We start from the raw sequence: 16,772 nt of genomic DNA on the forward strand, positions 1-16,772 counted from the left end.
GGCGAATGGATTTTCCGGTGTCACCCGGCCGGGGTGGAGGCCGTGGCGGAGGCACCCGCCGACCGGACCATCTGGGCCGCCGCCAGCCGCCGGTACACCGAATTGGCGGTGAGCAGCTCGTCATGGCGTCCGCACGCGGTGACGCGGCCCTCGTCCAGGGCGACGATGCGGTCGGCGTGCTGGACCGTGGAGAGCCGGTGCGCGATGACGAGGACCGCGCACTCCCGGGTGATGTCCCTCAGCGCGGCGGTGAGCGCGGCCTCGTTGAGGGCGTCGAGGTGGGAGGTGGGTTCGTCGAGGAGCAGCAGCGCCGGGCGGCTGAGCAGGGCGCGGGCCAGGGCGACGCGCTGGCGCTCGCCGCCCGACAGGGTGGCGCCGTGGTCCCCGACGGTGCCGTGCAGGCCGCCGGGCAGCCGCTCGGCCACCTCCTCCAGCCGGGCGAGCCGGAGGACCCGGCGCACCTCGTCCTCCGCGGCGTCCGGCCGGCCGTAGGTGATGTTGTCGTGCAGCGTGCCCCGGACGACATGGCTGTTCTGGTCCACGATCGCGAGGTGCGTCCGGCAGGTGCCGCGGCCGAGTTCCGTGGCAGGGAGTCTCTGGTCCTGTCCGTGTCTCCCGGGGTTCCGGGGTCAGTTCCGTACGTCGTGCGCCGTACGGCCGAGCGCGCGCAGCCAGATGGTGCAGGACACGCGCGCGATCCATGACGCCGATGGTGGGTTCGTCCAGTACGTCGTCGATGGCGAGCAGTCCGTTGTAGACGAGCGGAGAGGCCTCGGCGTCCCAGATGATGTGTTCGACGTCCGGCAGAGCGGCGGCGGCCCGCCTGGCCCAGTGCAGGTCGGTGTCGGCGGGGTCGCGTCCGGGCCAGGTGGAGGCGACGACGTGGGACGGTGAGCGATCGGCGAGGAAGCAGACGGAGGTGGAGTCGAGGCCGCCGGAGAGGTCGCAGCTGACGGTGGTGCCGTGCCGGGTGCGGGCGCCGACGGCCGCGCTGAGGGCCTCGCGGACCAGGGGAGCGCCCGTGCGCATCGGAACGACCGGTTCCGGGGGCGTCCACTACCGGGTGTGGCGTGCGCCTCGTCCGTCCGGCGCGAGGATCAGCGCCTCGTCCGGGGCGACGGCGGTGACCTCGGGCCACAGTGGCTCGTCGAGCAGGGGGTGCGGAGCGGGCCAGAGCAGCCGCGCTGCCAGGCGCTCCGGCGCCGGTTCGGCACCGAGCGCGGTGGCCAGGACGTCCGCCCGCGTCGCGGCCACCCGGGTGCCGTGCACCTGGGCGTGAAAGACCAGCCGGAGACCGGACGCCGTGCCCTGCACGCGGATCTGTCCGTCGAGGGCGGCGACGAGATGGCAGCTGCCGGGCAGCGAACGGGTCCATGCGTCCAGTGCGACAAGGTCGCGCGGTGCACGGGCGACCTTTTCCAGTTCGGTGCTGTCGACCGGGACACAGCCGATGAGGGCGAGGGCGGCGGAGCCGACACGCGCGCTGACGATCTCCTGGTCGTTCCAGTGGCCGACGAGCCAGGGCCGGCCCGAGGCGTGGTCGAGGCTGCGGGTGTCGGGGCGGGCGAAGGAGCGGGCCACGGCGGCCGCGTCCGCGCGGTCGGCGAAGACCGCGAAGTGCGCGTCGCCGTGGCCCGTCCCCGCACGTGAGTGCAGATCAGTCATGACGTCGCAGTGGAGCTCGTCGCTCGTCCGCCGTTCAGTTCTTGCTCAGGATGAGTCGGTCGTTGCCGTGGCGCTGCAGGAGTCCGGTTTCCTTCCGGAAGGACCCCAGACGGACGAGAGTCGGTGCTTCGTATGCCTTCTTCATGACCTGTTTTTCCTCGCGGATTGTCTCTCCGCCCACCGAGGGCGGCGTGTCACCAGCTAGCGAGGAAAAGCAGCGACCCGGCAAGATGAAAACAAACGATCCTATTGTCTGTAAATTCTCTTCATTGGTGGTTTGTTCGACCGCTGAGCGGGAGCCGCTCCGATGGCCGCGCGCACTCCGCAGGTGCCGGGGGTGTGTGCCGAAGGAACGTTTCCAGATGGACCGTGGACCCGGCGACGATGCCCGGACCGGAGGGGGCGCGGGAGGATCTGCGGGGGCGTGCTCCGCCCGCCGGGCCGCGATCCCGGATGTGGACCCCTAGGGGACACGGCCCTTCAGGCGTAGGGCGGGCGTCCACCCGGAGGCCTACGCGAGGGTCTTCGGGATTGGACCCGCAGACCGATGCCGGATGCCTGCCCGAAGTTCCACCATGGAGACATGAGCGCAGCAACCTTCTCTCCGGTCCCTGTCCGGCCGCCGTCCGGTGCCACGGCCGTGGGCGGCCCCCATCACCACCTCCTGGGCAACGCCCTACGCGCCATCAAGGTGTTCGTGGAGGCCGCGTTCCGCGTCGTGATCCTCGGCGAGTACGGCGAGGAAGCGGGCATACGCCGCAAGTAGCGACATAGGGTCACCTCCGTGCCGAAACGGACGGTGTCCATCCTCTTCCTCGCGGTCTCTCTCTGCTCCCTGACCACCCTGTGCGTCCTCCAGCGGACCCCGATGGCCGACCTGCTGGTGTACCGGGCCGAGGGTGCCGCCGCGGCCCACGGCGGCGACCTGTACGGCTTCACGGTCACCGAGTGGCGGCTCCCGGCAACGTACCCGCCCTTCGCGGCGATCCTGTTCATCCCGGCCACCTGGCTCCCCGTCCCGGTCCTGAAGACGGCCTTCCTGGCGGGCAACGCGCTCCTGCTCGGTGTTCTCGTCGTGCTCTCGGCCCGCCTCGCCGGCCGTCCGCTCCCCATGCCGTGGCTGTGCGCGGCCACGGCTGTCGCCCTGTGGCTCGAACCGGTCTTCCAGACGCTCCTGTTCGGCCAGGTCAACCTGGCCGTCACCTGCCTGGTGCTGTGGGACCTCACACGCTCACCCGGCGCCCGCGCCCAGGGCCTGGCCCTCGGCCTCGCGGCCGGAATCAAGATCATCCCGGCGGTGTTCATCGTCCACCTCTTCCTGCGCGGACGCAGACGGGAGGCGACGACGGCCACGGCCGCCTTCACCGCCACCGTTCTCCTCGGCGCCCTGCTGCTCCCCTCCGCGAGCGCCGGCTTCTGGACGCGGCGCCTCTACGAGACCGGAAGGGTCGGCAAGACATGGCTCGTGGACAACCAGTCCCTGCGGGGACTGATCGCGAGGGCGCTGGGCGACCCGGCACCGGGCCTCGCCTGGGCCCTCCCGGCGGCGGCCGTGGGAGTGACGGGCCTCTACCTGGCGACCCGCGCCCGCCAGGACGGCCACGGCATCCTCCTGACCGCCTTCACCGCCCTCCTGATCTCCCCGATCAGCTGGTCCCACCACTGGGTGTGGTGCGTACCGCTCCTCGCGGTACTCCTTGCCGGCGGTCGTCGGCATCTGGCCGCCGTGACGGCGGCGGTGTTCACCGCCCGCACCCTGTGGCTGGTCCCCCACGAGGGCGACCGGGACCTGCACCTGCCCTGGTGGGAGCAGCCGCTGGCCTCGCCGTACCCGCTGCTGGGCCTGGCGCTGCTGGTGTCGGCCGTGGCCGGGCACCAGGTCCTTGCCGCTCAGCCCTCGGAGAGGATCTCGTCCGCGTCCACGATCCGGTAGGCGTAGCCCTGCTCGGCCAGGAAGCGCTGCCGGTGGGCGGCGAAGTCCTGGTCGATGGTGTCGCGGGCGACGACCGAGTAGAAGTGGGCCTGGTGCCCGTCGGCCTTGGGGCGCAGGACCCGGCCGAGGCGCTGGGCCTCCTCCTGGCGCGAACCGAAGGTGCCGGACACCTGGACGGCGACCGTCGCCTCCGGCAGGTCGATGGAGAAGTTGGCGACCTTGGAGACGACGAGGACGCTGATCTCGCCCTCACGGAAGGCGTCGAAGAGCCTCTCGCGCTGGGCGTTGGACGTCTCGCCCTTGATGACGGGGGCGTTCAGATGCTCGCCCAGCTCGTCCAGCTGGTCGATGTACTGGCCGATGACGAGGATCTGCTGCCCGGCGAACCGGCGGACGATCGCCTCGGTGACCTTCCGCTTGGTCGCGGTGGTGGCACAGAAGCGGTACTTCTCCTCGGTCTCGGCCGTGGCGTAAGCGAGCCGTTCGGAGTCGGTCAGGTTCACCCGTACCTCGACGCAGTCGGCGGGTGCGATGTAGCCCTGCGCCTCGATCTCCTTCCAGGGCGCGTCGAACCGCTTCGGCCCGATGAGGGAGAACACGTCCGACTCGCGGCCGTCCTCGCGGACCAGGGTCGCGGTCAGACCGAGGCGGCGGCGCGCCTGGAGGTCGGCGGTGAACTTGAAGACGGGGGCCGGCAGCAGGTGCACCTCGTCGTAGACGATGAGCCCCCAGTCCCGGGAGTCGAAGAGTTCGAGGTGCGGGTAGACACCCTTCCGCCTGGTCGTCAGCACCTGGTAGGTGGCGATGGTGACCGGGCGGATCTCCTTCCGCGTCCCGCTGTACTCGCCGATCTCGTCCTCGGTCAGCGAGGTCCGCTTCACCAGCTCGTGCTTCCACTGCCGGGCCGAGACGGTGTTGGTGACGAGGATGAGGGTGGTGGACTTCGCCTGCGCCATGGACCCGGCGCCGACCAGCGTCTTACCGGCACCGCAGGGCAGCACGACCACGCCGCTGCCACCGTGCCAGAAGTTCTCCACGGCCTGCTTCTGGTACGGCCTGAGCGCCCAGCCGTCCTCCAGCAGCTCGATCGGATGCGCCTCGCCGTCCACGTACCCGGCGAGGTCCTCGGCCGGCCAGCCCAGCTTCAGCAGTATCTGCTTGATCTGCCCGCGCTCGGAGGGGTGCACGACCACGGTGTCCGGGTCGATCCGCGCCCCGACCAGCGGGATGACCCGCTTGGACTTGAGCACCTCCTCCAGCACCGGCCGGTCGGTGCTGGTGAGGACGAGTCCGTGCGCCGGGTGCTTGCTGAGGGTGAGCCGCCCGTACCGGTCCATCGTCTCGGCGATGTCCACGAGCAGCGCGTGCGGCACGGGATAGCGGCTGTACTGCACCAGCGCGTCCACGACCTGCTCGGCGTCGTGCCCCGCGGCCCGCGCGTTCCACAGGCCGAGCGGCGTGACCCGGTAGGTGTGGATGTGTTCCGGGGCCCGCTCCAGTTCGGCGAAGGGCGCGATGGCCCGACGGCAGTCGTCGGCCTGCTCGTGATCGACTTCCAGGAGCAGAGTCTTGTCCGACTGGACGATCAGCGGTCCGTTCACCTACGCACTTCCCTTCCGCACGGCCAAACGTCCAGTGTGCCCTACCGGCGGATGATCAGGGCGGGGCCGCTGCAACCATGCGCCCCGGGCGCGGGTCTTGATCCGCGGGGGCGGCGCGGGGGCGCGGTCCGGGGAGGAGCCGGGGGCGATGTCGGTACGCAGGTGGGGGACCGGCCTGGGAGCCGCGGTGGTGCTCGTGGCGGCGGGGGCCTGGGCGGTGTGGCCGGCGGGCGTCGACGAGCACCTGTGGAGCGAGGTGCGGCCGGTGGTCGAGGCCCGGCTGGTGGCCGACTCGAAGGGCGACGGGTACGGGGAGACGCAGCCCGCTCTGCGGGCGCAGTGGTTCTGCGGGGCGAAGGCACGGGACCTCGACGAGCACGACGGCGTCGTCCGGGCGGGCGTGACCACGTTGTGCGTGGAGTACGGGGTGCGGAAAGGCGTTCTTGTGGAGTGCTCCGGCGCCGCGGGCCCGCAGGTGGTGCGCCTGAAACGGGACACGGGCGCGCCCGGCGGCTATCGCGTGGTGTCGCGGGAGGAACCGCCGGACGGCGAGGGGTACGGGAAGTGGGTGGAGGACCACTTCAGCTACTTCGCCGAGCCGGGCTCCGCCGACGAGATGCCGTCCGCCGGCCTGGAGGCCGCCGCCCGCGACCACTTCGGCCTGCCCGCCGACGCTCCGGTCAAGGACTGCTGACCCGGCCTCTTCCGCGGACCGGGCCGGCCCTATTCCTCCGCCAGCTCGGCGACTCCCGTGACCCGGTGCAGCGGATACGTCCGTACCTCGTCGGCCGTGTGGTCGTACGCCGTCACGAAACCGCCCTCGACGCGGATCGGGGCGATGACGCGCTGGCTGGCGGTGCCCTCGGCGTTGACGTAGCCGATCCACAGGGACTCGCCGGTCAGGACGGCGGCCTGCATGGTGGCCAGGGTCTCGGCGGAGCTGGTGCGGGGCAGCTCGCCGCCCGCGAGCGCGGAGTCGGAGGGCTTGCGCGGGGCGGTGGCGGCCAGGTCCCCCGCCCGGATCGCGCGGATCGCGGCCGCCAGGAGCGTGGCATCGGGCGGCGGCGGACCCTCCGGCACCGGCTCGGGCGCGGTGCGCGGCGGGGTCCGGTGGGCGTCGGCCCGGGTGATCAGGACATCGCCCTCCGCGGACTCGGCGGCGGGCGCGTAGCCCATCGCGCGCAGACCCTCCAGCAGCGTGGCCGGGTCCGACACGGTCGCGAGGACGGTCGGGGCCAGCCGGCGCAGCCGCAGGGCGGCCGCCCGCTTGTCGGCGAGGATCTCGTTCAGCAGGGCGTCGTCGTCGCAGCGTACGTACGCCGAGGCCGCGCCCACCCGCAGATGGCCGTGCTTGCGCGCCACGTCGTCGATGAGGTACGCCAGCGGCTGCGGCACCGGCGTGCGGGAGTGCGCCGTGAGGAAGGCGTGCAGGTCGGCGGCGGTCCGGCCGGCGTCCAGGGCACGGCGTACCGAGGCCGGGGTGAAGCGGTAGACGGTCGCCCCGCCCTTGGACTCGACGTCCGCGAGGACCCCGAGCATCTCCGCGAGCGGACGCTGGAGCGGACCGGGGGCCACCGCGGTCAGGTCCGCCTGGAGGAGGACGTGGTCCAGGGGTTCGGGCAGCAGGGGCGTGAGGAGCCGGGACGCGGCGGCGGTGGCGACGGCCTGCTCGGCGGCCGAGAGGGGTTCGAGGGCGGCGAGGCGGTGGTGGTGGACGGGGAGCTTGTCGCCCGGCCCGGAGGGTTCCGGGGCCTCGGCGGCCGGCCCGGCGGCCGGGGCACCGAGCAGCGCCCGCCCCTGCGCCGACAGCGCCCCCCGCCCGGTGACACCGAGCTGCTCCGCCTCCGAGAGGGTCCAGCGGGCGAGCCGGGTGCGCAGATCGTCCTCGCCGTCGCGCTGCGGACCGCGCAGCGGCCGTTCCCAGCCCAGCCGGGCCAGCACCGACTCGGCGGCGGGGGCGGCGCCCTGCGGCAGGCCGGCCAGCAGGCTCAGCACCCGGTGCCGTACCTCGGGCGCGGCGGACCGGTCGAGTCCCGGGCCCAGCGTGGACAACGTACGGTCCTTCGCGTCCCGGCCGCCCACCAGCCCCGCCGTCCGGGTGGCCGTGAGCCAGGCCTCGGCGAGCCGGGCCCAGCGCTCGGCGGCGGGCCGCTCCAGCCACTCGTCGTAGGCGGGGGTGGCGGCGTACCGCTCCTCGGCCTCGCCGTCCGAGGCCAGCAGGCCGGCCGCGTACGCCAGCTCGACCCAGAACGCGGCGACCGGCTCCGGCACGTCGAGGGCGACGGCGGTCCGCTTCAGGTCCCGCACGCTCAGCCCGCCGGCCCGCAGCACGGCCGGACCGCCCTCGTCCCAGTCCTTCAGCAGCTCCTCGACGGTGGCGAGCGCCATGTACGCCTGCCCGGCCGCCGTGGCGTCCACGATCCTGGGGCTGTGGGTCGCGGCCGGTTCGACGGCGGGCGGCAGCGGCTCGGGCGCCCGGTGCGCGCGGCCCTCGCGCAGGTGCAGGGCCACCTCGCGGGGCAGGACGACCGTGCCGGGCGCGGTGGGCAGCAGCAGGCCGAGGTCCAGCAGCCGACGCAGATGGGCGGCCGGCTCGGCGGTGACCTGCCCGTACGGCGGCCCCCACACCAGCCGCGACAGCACCTCGCGGGAGGCCTCCGGGATCCCGGCGAGCAGCGCGGCCATCCTCTTCCGGTCGGCGAACAGGGCGGTGAGCGCGGCCACGGCGGACACCGAGTCGTGCGTCGAGGCCAGCCCGGCGGCCGCGACGATCTCCTGGATCCGTCCCGGGGACATGCCCGCGGTGGCCTCCTGCACGCTCGGGCCGAGACCGGTGGGGGAGGGGTGCTGCGCGGACGGCGCGAGCAGCTCCCGCGCGGTCCGCACCAGCCGCAGCCGTTCGTCGTCGCCCCACACCAGGGCCTGTTCGCGCAGGGTGGCGACGGCGCGGGGCAGCGCGGCGGCGACGGCCTCCTCCCGGGCGTCCCCCGCCATCAGGCCGAGCAGGGTCTCGTACGACGCCGGGTCCGGGGCCACGGCGAGCGCCTCGGCGGTCTGCAGCGCGAACCGGTCGAGTCGCTCCAGCGCGCGCAGGACCGAGGCGCGGGTGCCGGCCCGGGTGGCCAGCTGGGTGAGGTCGGTGGGGACGGGGGTGATGAGATCGGGTCGGCTGCGCAACAGCGCGGCCAGCGAGGCGTCGTCCCTCGCGCGGAGCGCTTCCGCCAGGGACCGGGGGGCTGAGGGGGCCTCGGGGCTCATCCGGCCAACGGTAGCCGACACCCCAGCCCTCGGGGCGGGCACAGCGGCTCCGGGCAACAGGGAGGAAGCGGTACCTTCCTCACGGGGTTCATCGGCGTCGCCCCGGAGGGGTTCCGTGGGGATCGAAAGCGACCAGGTCGTCTACGAGTATCTGAGCCGCGTCGGAGACGTGGCGCACCAGCGGCAACTGCCGTCGTCCACACGGATGCGGCTGGTGTCGGAGCTGCGGAACGAGATCGACCGCGCCCGGGGCAAGGCGCCCGTGGACAGCCCCGCCGCCGTACGCCGCATCCTGGACCGGCTCGGCACCCCGGACGAGGTGGTCGAGGCCGCGGGCGGCACCGCGGGCACGCCGCAGCCGCCGGCCACCGCCGTGCCCGTGCAGCGGGAGACGGAGGCGGAGGACCGGCCCAAGGGGCTGCGCAGGGTCGTACCCCGGCCGCGCCCCGCCGAGCCGCAGACGCCAGCCCCGCGCCCCGCACCCTCACCGCCGCATCTCGCCGCCGCACACGAACTCGGGGACAGCGCGACACAGCCCGACTGGTGGCGCGTGGACGGCAGCCCGTTCGGTACGGCGGCCGGTGACGCGGTGCCGGGGTTCGTCGGCGGGGTGGAGATCCCCGACCTGCTCAGGCGTCCCCGGAAGGAGACGGAGGAGGAGCAGAAGCCCCGGCCGGAGGATCAGGCGGACGCGACGGAACAGCCCGGGGCCCCGCCCGCCCCACGCCGCCGTCTGTTCGCACGCAAGGCCCCCGCGCCCGCCCGCCGCCTGCTGCCACGCCCCGCCGCGGGCTGGACCAATCCCCTTCTGCTCCTGGCCGCCGCCGCACTGGTCGCCGGCGCCGTGCTCGGCACCTGGTTCGCGCTGCTCCTGGGCTGGCTGATCGCCTACGGCTCCCGTCGGCTGACCCCGGCGGAGACCAAGTGGACCGTCCTGGGCATCCCCGGCCTCGCCCTGGCCGCCGGCCTGCTGTGGCTGTGGGGCCGGGACCACGGCCGCTGGGGCGCCCCCATCGCCCAGGGGCACATGAACGACGCCCTGGCCGAGACCTGGCCCTGGACGGTCCGCGGCGCAGCCGTCGCCTCGGCCCTGTTCCTGGTCTGGCGCTCACAGCGGAAGGGCTAGCCGGCCGCACAGCTGCGCCCGGCACAATGTCCCCCATGACCTCCACCCCCGCCCTCACCGTCGGCTTCGACCTCGACATGACCCTGATCGACTCCCGCCCGGGCATCCACGCCTGCTACCTGGCGCTGTCGGAGCGAACGGGGACGTACATCGACGCCGATCTGGCGATCACCCGGCTGGGGCCCCCGCTCGTGGAGGAGCTTGTTCACTGGTTCCCGGCGGAGCAGATCGCGCCGATGGCCGACCTGTACCGGGAGATGTACCCGTCGATCGCCATCGCCGCGACACCCGCGATGGCGGGCGCGCGGGAGGCGATCGACGCGGTGCGCGCGGCCGGTGGCCGGACGATGGTGGTCACGGCGAAGTACGAGCCGAACGCCAAGCTGCACCTCGACCACCTGGGCATAGAGCCCGACGTGGTGGTGGGTGACCTGTGGGCCGAGCAGAAGGCGGACGCCCTGCGCGAGTACGGCGCGGGCGTCTACGTCGGCGACCACGTCGGGGACGTGCGCGGAGCCCGTACGGCGGGCGCGCTGTCGGTCGCCGTGGTCACCGGGCCCTGCGACGGCGACGAACTGCGCGCCGCAGGGGCGGATGTCGTACTGGACGACCTCTCCGCCTTCCCGGCCTGGCTGGCCGGCTACCGCGAGGCGCCCCGCGCCTGACGTCGGCCGGCGGCCACCGAACGCAGCACACCCGCCCCCGCGATGAGGAAGCCGACGGCCATCAGCATGCTCAGGCCGAACATGTACGTCGGAAAAGGCTTCGCACCGAGGAAGAGCGGGGTCACCGTGACGAGGGTGGCCACGGCCCCGAGGAAGAACACGACGACACCGGCGCGGATCAGTCGGTCACCGGGCCCGGCGGAATTCGTTTGGGTTTTGTCACGCACCGGACCAGGGTAGTTCCCAGCGCGAGAGAACAACCGGGGGACGTCTTGTCACCCGCCCGAAGACCATTAGCCTTGGTAGCGGCGGGTCATGGTCGACCCGCTCAGTGCTATCAAGAGCCGTTTCCGAAGTAGTTTTCCGACGAGTACGAGGACGAGGACAGACGTGCCTACCGGCAAGGTCAAGTGGTTCAACAGTGAGAAGGGCTTCGGCTTTCTCTCCCGCGACGACGGCGGTGACGTCTTCGTCCATTCCTCGGTTCTCCCCGCCGGAGTCGAAGCGCTCAAGCCGGGACAGCGCGTGGAGTTCGGCGTCGTCGCCGGTCAGCGCGGTGACCAGGCGCTCTCCGTGACCGTGCTCGACCCGACGCCCTCCGTCGCGGCCGCGCAGCGCAAGAAGCCGGACGAGCTGGCTTCGATCGTGCAGGACCTGACGACCCTTCTCGAGAACATCACGCCGATGCTGGAGAAGGGCCGCTACCCGGAGAAGGCCTCCGGCAAGAAGATCGCCGGTCTGCTGCGCGCGGTCGCCGACCAGCTGGACGTGTGACCCTCAGGGAAAAGCGAGCGCATCAGGGCCGAGGGGCGGTACGAGCCCCTCGGCCGCCGCGCGCGTGAGCAGCCCGCGGACCGCCGCACGGCCGTCCTCGCCGAGGTCGGCGGTGAACTCGTTGACGTACAGCCCGATGTGCTGGTCGGCGACGGCCGGATCCATCTCCTGGGCGTGCTCCATGACGTAGGGCCGGGAGGCCTCGGGGTCGTCCCAGGCGGCCTGTACGGACGCCTTGACGGAGTCCGCGAGCCGGCCGAGGGTCTCGGCGCCCAGCGAGCGCTTGGCGATGATCGCGCCGAGCGGGATCGGCAGCCCGGTGGTGCGCTCCCAGTGCTCGCCCATGTCGGCGAGCTTGTGCAGCCCGTAGTTCTGGTAGGTGAAGCGGGCCTCGTGGATGACGAGTCCGGCGTCCACCTTGCCGTCCCGTACGGCCGGCATGATCTCGTGGAACGGCATGACGACGATCTCGCCGACGCCCGCCGGCAGCGTGTCCGCGGCCCACAGCCGGAACAGCAGGTAGGCGGTCGACTTCTCGCTCGGCACGGCGACCGTACGCCCCGTGAGGTCGGCCCCTGCCTCCCGGCTGAGCACCAGCGGCCCGCAGCCCCGCCCCAGCGCGCCGCCGCAGGGCAGCAGCGCGTACTCGTCCATGACGTACGGCAGCACGGCGTACGACACCTTCAGCACGTCGAACTCGCCGCGCTCGGCCATGCCGTTGGTGATGTCGATGTCGGCGAAGGTCACGTCCAGGGCGGGGGCGCCGGGGACGCGGCCGTGGGCGAGGGCGTCGAAGACGAACGTGTCGTTCGGGCAGGGCGAGTAAGCGATCTGCAGCGCATCACTGGTCATGCGTGTTCCAACTCTCCAAAGCGGGTGCGAGCTTCCCGAAGCCCTCGGTGAGGGCGGCGAGCGCGTCGCCGATGCGCCAGGAGGCGCGATCGCGCGGGCCGACCGGGTTGGACACCGCGCGGATCTCCAGCACGGGCACGCCGTGCCTGGCTGCCGCCTCGGCCACGCCGAACCCCTCCATGCCCTCGGCGAGGGCATGCGGGTGGCGGGCGCGCAGCTCGGCGGCTCGGGCGGCGGTGCCGGTGACGGTGGAGACGGTCAGGATGGTGCCGGGGCGGGCGCCGATGGCCTCGGACACGCCTCGTGCGAGTGAATTCGGCGGCCGATGGGTGACCGTCCCGAAGCCGAGTTCGGTGACCGGGAGGAAGCCGTCGGCGGTCTCGGCGCCCAGATCGGCCACGGTGACCGCGTCGGCGACGACGAGCGAGCCGACCGGTGCCTCCGGCTGGAAGCCGCCGCCGATCCCGGCGCAGACGACGAGGCCGTAGGGGCTGTGGGCGAGGGCGGCGGCGGTGAGTGCGCCGGCGGTGGAGGCGGCGGCGAGGGCGGGTCCGACACCGGCGGCCAGCAGGTCGTACCCGGCGGCGGTCCGCAGCACGGACCCCCCGGGCAGGGGCACCTCCTCGGCCGCCCCCGGGAACGCCCGTGCCACCGCGTCCCGTTCGGCCGGGACGGCGGTGGCTACGAGAACGCGTGCGGGGGGCGTGGTCAGGCCTTCTTCAGCTTGAAGGACCACAGGCCCTTGGCCGGGCTCTGACCCATCTGGATGGAGACCGTGTTGCTGGTGCCCTGGGTGCCGTACTGGGCGTTGAAGAACGCGCTGCCCGGGATGGTGGTGTAGGTCTTCTTGCTCACGTCGGTGAACTGACGGCCGTTCACCAGGATGATCCAGCCGTTGTCGGCGATCTTCGGATCGACACCGAAGCGGACCGTCTCGTCCGGGTCGACCTTGATCGACTCGATGTCTTCGGCCTTCTTGGCGCACTTCGCCAGCGACTTGGCGTCCAGCGCCTTGCCGTCGTTGTAGCAGAGGGCCTCGGAGTTGACCGAGCTTCGGCCTACGGTGATCGTTGCGACGGGCGTCGGCTTCTCGCAGGCCGAGAGGACGAGCAGTCCGGCGGAAACGGCGCCGGCGGCGGCGACGGCGCGGCGGCGTCGCACAGCGGATTGCAGCGTGGTCATGGCCGAAGGCTATCGGGCCCCAGGAGCCGCCCGCCCATGTGGGGTGCGGCGTGCCCGGTTCGTTACGCCACTCGCGCCCGCTGCCTGCCGCTGTGCCGTGCCGAGGCGAGCAGACCGCGCAGCGTGGTCAGCCAGCCGACGGCCATGATCACGGCGGCCACGGCCAGTCCCAGAGCGCCGTTGAGCGGCATCACGATGCCGACGGCGCCGCCGAACACCCACGCCATCTGCAGCAGCGTCTCCGAGCGCGCGAACGCCGATGTCCGCACCAGCTCGGGCACGTCCCGCTGGATCAGCGCGTCCAGGGACAGCTTGGCCAGCGCCTGCCCGAACCCGGCGACGGCGGCCAGGCAGGTCACCAGGAAGGCCCCGAAGAACAGGGCGGCCACGATCGCGGTACCGAGCACCACGGCGACGGCGGTCACGATGATGATCTCCGGCGCCTTGGACTTCAGCCAGGCCCCCACCGCGGTGCCGAGCGCGTTCCCCACTCCGGCCGCGACACCGACTATCCCCAGCGAGACCGCCGCGCTCTCCCCGGTCAGCGGGTGCTCGCGCAGCAGGAAGGCGAGGAAGAAGATCAGGAAGCCGGACAGGCAGCGCAGGGCGGCGTTGGCACCGAGCGCATGGGTCACCGCGGGCCCCACCGTCCGCAGCCCGGGCCGCCGCTTGACCTGCTCCTTCCGGCGCGGCCCGTGCAGATGTTGCTCGTCGGCCGCGAGCAGCGCCACGTCCTCGCCCTTGGCGGAGTCCACCTTGGGCGGCAGGGAGAAGGACAGGAACGTCCCTGCAACGAAGATCACGAAGGCGCCGTAGAGCGGCCAGGGGTCCCCGACGGCATGCAGCCCCGCCGCCACCGGTGCGGCCACACCGGTGGCGAGCAGCCCCGCGAGGGTGACCCGGGAGTTGGCCTTCACGAGGGAGAAGGTGGGCGGCAGCAGCCGAGGCACGACGGCACTGCGCACCACGCCGTACGCCTTCGACGCCACCAGCACCCCCAGCGCGGCGGGATACAACTCCAGACTCCCACTGGCCACGGCCCCGGAAATGATCAGCGCGAGCAGCGCCCGAGCCAGCATCGCCCCGGCCATGGCGGCGCGGCGCCCGTGCGGAAGCCGGTCGAGAAGCGGCCCGATGACGGGGGCGAGGACGGTGAAGGGAGCCATGGTGATGGCGAGATAGAGCGCGACCCGGCCCCGGGCCTCGTCGGTCGGCACGGAGAAGAACACCGTTGAGGCGAGGGCCACGGTGATCATGACGTCCCCGGCGCCGTTCACCGCGTGCAGCTCGATCAGTTTGCCGAGCCCCGACTCGCCGGCGCCATGGGCGTGCGTGGCCTTCCGGATCCCGCGGGCGGTGCCGGTCACGGGGAAGTGGAGGGCACGCCCGACCGCGCGGACGGCACCGCCGACCCGGCCCGAACCGCCTCCCCGAACGCTCCCCCTGTCCGCGGCTGCCACGTCGTTCATAGTGCCCCGAGAGTCGGCCCCATAGTGCGGTTTGAAACCAAGCGAGTCGGCAGAGCCACGGCTTTCACAGCCGCCCGACCCAGAACACGGAGCACCTTCTCAGCCTCCTGAGCCGCGACACGGGGCCCGGTTTCCCGGCCGAGCGGGCCGCGACACGCGGGTCGGCTTCTCGTCCGGGCGAGGCGGGTGGGAGGGTAGGAAACATCGCCGCGAAGCGGCGGACTGTCCCCGACGACCGACGACGGGGTAGCGTGCGTATCTCAGCCATCAAGCAGAATAGATGGCAGAGGTGCGCCCGAGCGCGATCGGAGTGCAGACGTTGATGCGGTCCCCAGGTCCGCTCCGTCCGCTCCACCGCCGGAGGCAGCCGCACTCAGAGACGGCGTAGGAGAGAAGCGATACCTGTGAGCGCAGCGACAACGCGAAGCCGCACCCCCGACCGTCTGTGCGCCGAGGCCGTGGACCTCGCCCGCGCCGCCGCCGAGGAAGCAGCGGCGCCCGGTGTGGTCGGTGAGCACGTCGGCCTCGTGTCGGAGGGCGACCGAGTTGTCACGCACTTCTTCGAGTGCAAGGAGCTGGGCTACCGCGGCTGGCGCTGGGCGGCGACCGTGGCCCGGGCCTCCCGCGCGAAGATCGTGACCCTGGACGAGGTGGTCCTGCTCCCCGGCCCCGACGCCCTCCTCGCCCCCGAGTGGGTCCCGTGGAGCGAACGTCTGCGCCCCGGCGACCTCGGCCCCGGCGACCTGCTCCCCACCGACCAGGAGGACCTGCGTCTGGAGCCCGGCTACACGGGCGAGGAGGAGCCCCCGCCGAACTCCGTGGTGTCGGAGGAGATGGTGGAACTGGCGGAGGCGGAGGACGCCGACGTGAGGCCCGGCGCACCCGCCGTCCAGCCGACGGCCCCCCTCCGCGGCTCCATCGCCGCGGTGGCCGAGGAACTGGGCCTGCGCCGCGCCCGCGTCCTGTCCCGCTACGGCCTGCACACCGCGGCCGACCGCTGGGAGGAAGGGTTCGGCCCCAAGACGCCGATGGCCCAGGCGGCCCCGGCGACATGTCTGACCTGCGGCTTCCTCAGCCCCATCGGCGGCTCCCTGGGCCAGGCGTTCGGCGTCTGCGCGAACGAGTTCTCCCCGGCCGACGGCCGCGTGGTCTCGCTGGCGTACGGCTGCGGCGGCCACTCGGAGGCGGCGGTCATGCCGAAGCCGCCCCAGCCGGCCGCGCCGGTGATCGACGAGCTGAAGGTCGATGTGTTCCCCCTCCGCCCGGCCCGCGACTCGGGCTCGGTTCCGGAGACGGGCGACGAGGAGACGGCGGAACTGGGTCACTCGTAGAGCGGCAGGCCGTCCGTCGAGATGGTCCATTCCCCGATGGTGACGGCCTCGCCGTGGACGAAGTCCTTGCGGGTCGCATAGCGCGGCCCCTCGGGGGTGGGGTGGATGTCGGTGAGGACGGCACCGGTGCCGGTGCGGGGGTCGAAGATCGCGTAGATCGGGATGCCGATGAGGGGGTAGTCGCGCGTCTTGCTCACCCAGTCGTTGTCAGGGTTGGAGCGGGAGACGACCTCGATGGCAGCGATGAGCGTACGGGGAGCGACACTCCCCGGGACCTCCATGTCGGCCAGGGTGATCACCATGACGTCGGGGTGCCGCATGATGCCCTCGGGCTCGTCCTCGAATCCGGCTCGCCGGTATGGGCCACGATCTCGTCCGGCATCAGTTCTTCGAGGCGTTTCCGCAGGTGCAGGGTGGTCAGCTCGTGCGGACCGACGGGCGCCGTCATGTCGTGGACGATTCCTTCCTCGGTGACCTCGAACTTGCCGGGCAGGGTGTCGTCCATCGACTGAACGAAATCTCGCATGGCCCGGTACCGGTGGGAAGCGCCCTGCTGCGCGTTGTCCGGGGCGATGGTCATGGCGCTCGCTCCTCATATGTGCCCGGGGCAAGGATCGTCCCGTTCGTGCTAGGCGGCCTCCGGGAGATCGGTTCGGCAGTCACGGCAGTGGCCCGGCGCGGGCGAGTGGAACGCCCGGTCGCAGTTGTCGCAGTTCTGGAGGGGGTGCCGGACCGTCGATGGGGGTGCCGGGGCACGGAACGGGGGCACGGGAGGCAGCTGATCCGTCAGGCGGCGGGCCGGCAGGGCTGCCGGGCGGCACAGGGGCTCATCCGGGAGGCCCGTGGTCAGGGCGTGTCGTACGGCCGTGGGTGTCACGTCCCGTTCGAGCCAGGAGGCGACGCCGGGGGCCAGGTG

The 16,772-nt window shown here is 72.7% G+C and carries 17 protein-coding genes and 3 pseudogenes; 7 read left to right on the forward strand and 13 right to left on the reverse strand.

Annotated features, from left to right (window positions below; all coding sequences use genetic code 11):
- Window positions 1–20: 20 nt before the first annotated feature.
- The 4 genes and pseudogenes from ABZ471_RS03465 to ABZ471_RS03480 form a co-directional block, all read right to left on the reverse strand.
- Window positions 21–542 carry an ABC transporter ATP-binding protein gene (locus ABZ471_RS03465; RefSeq protein WP_359061918.1) on the reverse strand — a complete coding sequence of 174 codons (522 nt, stop codon included), beginning with the start codon at window positions 540–542 and terminating at the stop codon, window positions 21–23.
- Window positions 543–675: 133 nt separating this feature from the next.
- Window positions 676–1,029, reverse strand: a pseudogene (locus tag ABZ471_RS03470) (asparagine synthase-related protein); the annotation flags it as partial.
- Window positions 1,030–1,056: 27 nt separating this feature from the next.
- Entirely contained in the window at window positions 1,057–1,665 is a 609-nt protein-coding gene (locus tag ABZ471_RS03475; RefSeq protein WP_359061920.1) for a hypothetical protein, read from the reverse strand.
- Window positions 1,666–1,699: 34 nt separating this feature from the next.
- Window positions 1,700–1,810 carry a keywimysin-related RiPP gene (locus ABZ471_RS03480; RefSeq protein WP_228624525.1) on the reverse strand — a complete coding sequence of 37 codons (111 nt, stop codon included), beginning with the start codon at window positions 1,808–1,810 and terminating at the stop codon, window positions 1,700–1,702.
- Between the two features lie 438 nt (window positions 1,811–2,248).
- On the opposite strand from ABZ471_RS03480, the gene ABZ471_RS03485 reads away from it, so the two are divergent.
- Together ABZ471_RS03485 and ABZ471_RS03490 are read left to right on the forward strand one after the other, a co-directional pair.
- Window positions 2,249–2,431 (forward strand): hypothetical protein, encoded by a 183-nt coding sequence (locus ABZ471_RS03485; RefSeq protein WP_359061922.1) that lies wholly within the window; start codon window positions 2,249–2,251, stop codon window positions 2,429–2,431.
- A gap of 102 nt (window positions 2,432–2,533) precedes the next feature.
- Complete coding sequence (locus ABZ471_RS03490; protein WP_359062273.1) at window positions 2,534–3,598, forward strand: glycosyltransferase 87 family protein; 1,065 nt, start codon at window positions 2,534–2,536, stop codon at window positions 3,596–3,598.
- On the opposite strand, the gene ABZ471_RS03495 is transcribed toward ABZ471_RS03490, so the two are convergent.
- Window positions 3,556–5,199: a DNA repair helicase XPB gene (locus ABZ471_RS03495; RefSeq protein WP_359061924.1), complete on the reverse strand. Its 1,644-nt coding sequence runs from the start codon at window positions 5,197–5,199 to the stop codon at window positions 3,556–3,558. The two genes, ABZ471_RS03490 and ABZ471_RS03495, sit on opposite strands and share 43 nt — an antisense overlap.
- A 148-nt stretch (window positions 5,200–5,347) precedes the next feature.
- Here ABZ471_RS03495 and ABZ471_RS03500 point away from each other — a divergent pair, with 148 nt between their 5' ends.
- Complete coding sequence (locus ABZ471_RS03500; protein WP_359061926.1) at window positions 5,348–5,893, forward strand: hypothetical protein; 546 nt, start codon at window positions 5,348–5,350, stop codon at window positions 5,891–5,893.
- A gap of 29 nt (window positions 5,894–5,922) precedes the next feature.
- On the opposite strand, the gene ABZ471_RS03505 is transcribed toward ABZ471_RS03500, so the two are convergent.
- Window positions 5,923–8,457 carry a helicase C-terminal domain-containing protein gene (locus ABZ471_RS03505; RefSeq protein WP_359061928.1) on the reverse strand — a complete coding sequence of 845 codons (2,535 nt, stop codon included), beginning with the start codon at window positions 8,455–8,457 and terminating at the stop codon, window positions 5,923–5,925.
- A 115-nt stretch (window positions 8,458–8,572) separates the two neighbouring features.
- On the opposite strand from ABZ471_RS03505, the gene ABZ471_RS03510 reads away from it, so the two are divergent.
- Together ABZ471_RS03510 and ABZ471_RS03515 are read left to right on the forward strand one after the other, a co-directional pair.
- On the forward strand, window positions 8,573–9,583 hold the full coding sequence (locus tag ABZ471_RS03510) for a hypothetical protein (protein ID WP_359061930.1): 1,011 nt from the start codon (window positions 8,573–8,575) through the stop codon (window positions 9,581–9,583).
- A 26-nt stretch (window positions 9,584–9,609) separates the two neighbouring features.
- On the forward strand, window positions 9,610–10,248 hold the full coding sequence (locus tag ABZ471_RS03515) for an HAD family hydrolase (protein WP_359061932.1): 639 nt from the start codon (window positions 9,610–9,612) through the stop codon (window positions 10,246–10,248).
- On the opposite strand, the gene ABZ471_RS03520 is transcribed toward ABZ471_RS03515, so the two are convergent.
- Window positions 10,224–10,475, reverse strand: coding sequence for a hypothetical protein (locus tag ABZ471_RS03520; protein WP_359061934.1), 252 nt, complete (start codon window positions 10,473–10,475; stop codon window positions 10,224–10,226). The two genes, ABZ471_RS03515 and ABZ471_RS03520, sit on opposite strands and share 25 nt — an antisense overlap.
- A 163-nt stretch (window positions 10,476–10,638) precedes the next feature.
- On the opposite strand from ABZ471_RS03520, the gene ABZ471_RS03525 reads away from it, so the two are divergent.
- Window positions 10,639–11,022 (forward strand): cold-shock protein, encoded by a 384-nt coding sequence (locus tag ABZ471_RS03525; RefSeq protein WP_359061936.1) that lies wholly within the window; start codon window positions 10,639–10,641, stop codon window positions 11,020–11,022.
- Between the two features lie 3 nt (window positions 11,023–11,025).
- Here the strand turns inward: ABZ471_RS03525 and ABZ471_RS03530 are convergent, their stop codons facing one another.
- The 4 genes from ABZ471_RS03530 to ABZ471_RS03545 form a co-directional block, all read right to left on the reverse strand.
- The gene (locus ABZ471_RS03530; RefSeq protein WP_359061938.1) at window positions 11,026–11,874 is read right to left on the reverse strand and encodes a 1,4-dihydroxy-6-naphthoate synthase; all 849 of its coding nucleotides are present in this window, start codon (window positions 11,872–11,874) and stop codon (window positions 11,026–11,028) included.
- Window positions 11,864–12,610 (reverse strand): futalosine hydrolase, encoded by a 747-nt coding sequence (locus tag ABZ471_RS03535; protein ID WP_359061940.1) that lies wholly within the window; start codon window positions 12,608–12,610, stop codon window positions 11,864–11,866. Before ABZ471_RS03535 ends, ABZ471_RS03530 begins: the two co-directional genes overlap by 11 nt.
- Complete coding sequence (locus ABZ471_RS03540) at window positions 12,583–13,056, reverse strand: DUF2771 domain-containing protein (RefSeq protein WP_359061942.1); 474 nt, start codon at window positions 13,054–13,056, stop codon at window positions 12,583–12,585. Before ABZ471_RS03540 ends, ABZ471_RS03535 begins: the two co-directional genes overlap by 28 nt.
- A gap of 62 nt (window positions 13,057–13,118) precedes the next feature.
- On the reverse strand, window positions 13,119–14,525 hold the full coding sequence (locus ABZ471_RS03545) for an MFS transporter (RefSeq protein WP_359061944.1): 1,407 nt from the start codon (window positions 14,523–14,525) through the stop codon (window positions 13,119–13,121).
- A 404-nt stretch (window positions 14,526–14,929) separates the two neighbouring features.
- Here ABZ471_RS03545 and ABZ471_RS03550 point away from each other — a divergent pair, with 404 nt between their 5' ends.
- Window positions 14,930–15,856: a DUF3027 domain-containing protein gene (locus ABZ471_RS03550; protein WP_359061946.1), complete on the forward strand. Its 927-nt coding sequence runs from the start codon at window positions 14,930–14,932 to the stop codon at window positions 15,854–15,856.
- On the opposite strand, the pseudogene ABZ471_RS03555 reads toward ABZ471_RS03550, so the two are convergent.
- Window positions 15,847–16,436: pseudogene (locus ABZ471_RS03555) on the reverse strand (Uma2 family endonuclease). The gene ABZ471_RS03550 and the pseudogene ABZ471_RS03555 overlap by 10 nt on opposite strands.
- 48 nt (window positions 16,437–16,484) lie before the next feature.
- A pseudogene (locus ABZ471_RS03560) lies at window positions 16,485–16,772 on the reverse strand (helix-turn-helix domain-containing protein); the annotation flags it as partial.

It is taken from the genome of Streptomyces sp. NPDC005728 (genome assembly GCF_040630895.1).
Lineage (GTDB): Bacteria > Actinomycetota > Actinomycetes > Streptomycetales > Streptomycetaceae > Streptomyces.

Excerpts from the sequence above, each read along its gene's own strand:
- ABZ471_RS03490 (WP_359062273.1), top strand. The coding sequence starts at position 2,534 with ATGGCCGACCTGCTGGTGTACCGGGCCGAGGGTGCCGCCGCGGCCCAC.
- ABZ471_RS03545 (WP_359061944.1), bottom strand. The coding sequence starts at position 14,525 with ATGAACGACGTGGCAGCCGCGGACAGGGGGAGCGTTCGGGGAGGCGGT.
- ABZ471_RS03540 (WP_359061942.1), bottom strand. The coding sequence starts at position 13,056 with ATGACCACGCTGCAATCCGCTGTGCGACGCCGCCGCGCCGTCGCCGCC.
- ABZ471_RS03485 (WP_359061922.1), top strand. The coding sequence starts at position 2,249 with ATGAGCGCAGCAACCTTCTCTCCGGTCCCTGTCCGGCCGCCGTCCGGT.
- ABZ471_RS03480 (WP_228624525.1), bottom strand. The coding sequence starts at position 1,810 with ATGAAGAAGGCATACGAAGCACCGACTCTCGTCCGTCTGGGGTCCTTC.
- ABZ471_RS03475 (WP_359061920.1), bottom strand. The coding sequence starts at position 1,665 with ATGACTGATCTGCACTCACGTGCGGGGACGGGCCACGGCGACGCGCAC.
- ABZ471_RS03530 (WP_359061938.1), bottom strand. The coding sequence starts at position 11,874 with ATGACCAGTGATGCGCTGCAGATCGCTTACTCGCCCTGCCCGAACGAC.
- ABZ471_RS03515 (WP_359061932.1), top strand. The coding sequence starts at position 9,610 with ATGTCCCCCATGACCTCCACCCCCGCCCTCACCGTCGGCTTCGACCTC.
- ABZ471_RS03500 (WP_359061926.1), top strand. The coding sequence starts at position 5,348 with ATGTCGGTACGCAGGTGGGGGACCGGCCTGGGAGCCGCGGTGGTGCTC.
- ABZ471_RS03505 (WP_359061928.1), bottom strand. The coding sequence starts at position 8,457 with ATGAGCCCCGAGGCCCCCTCAGCCCCCCGGTCCCTGGCGGAAGCGCTC.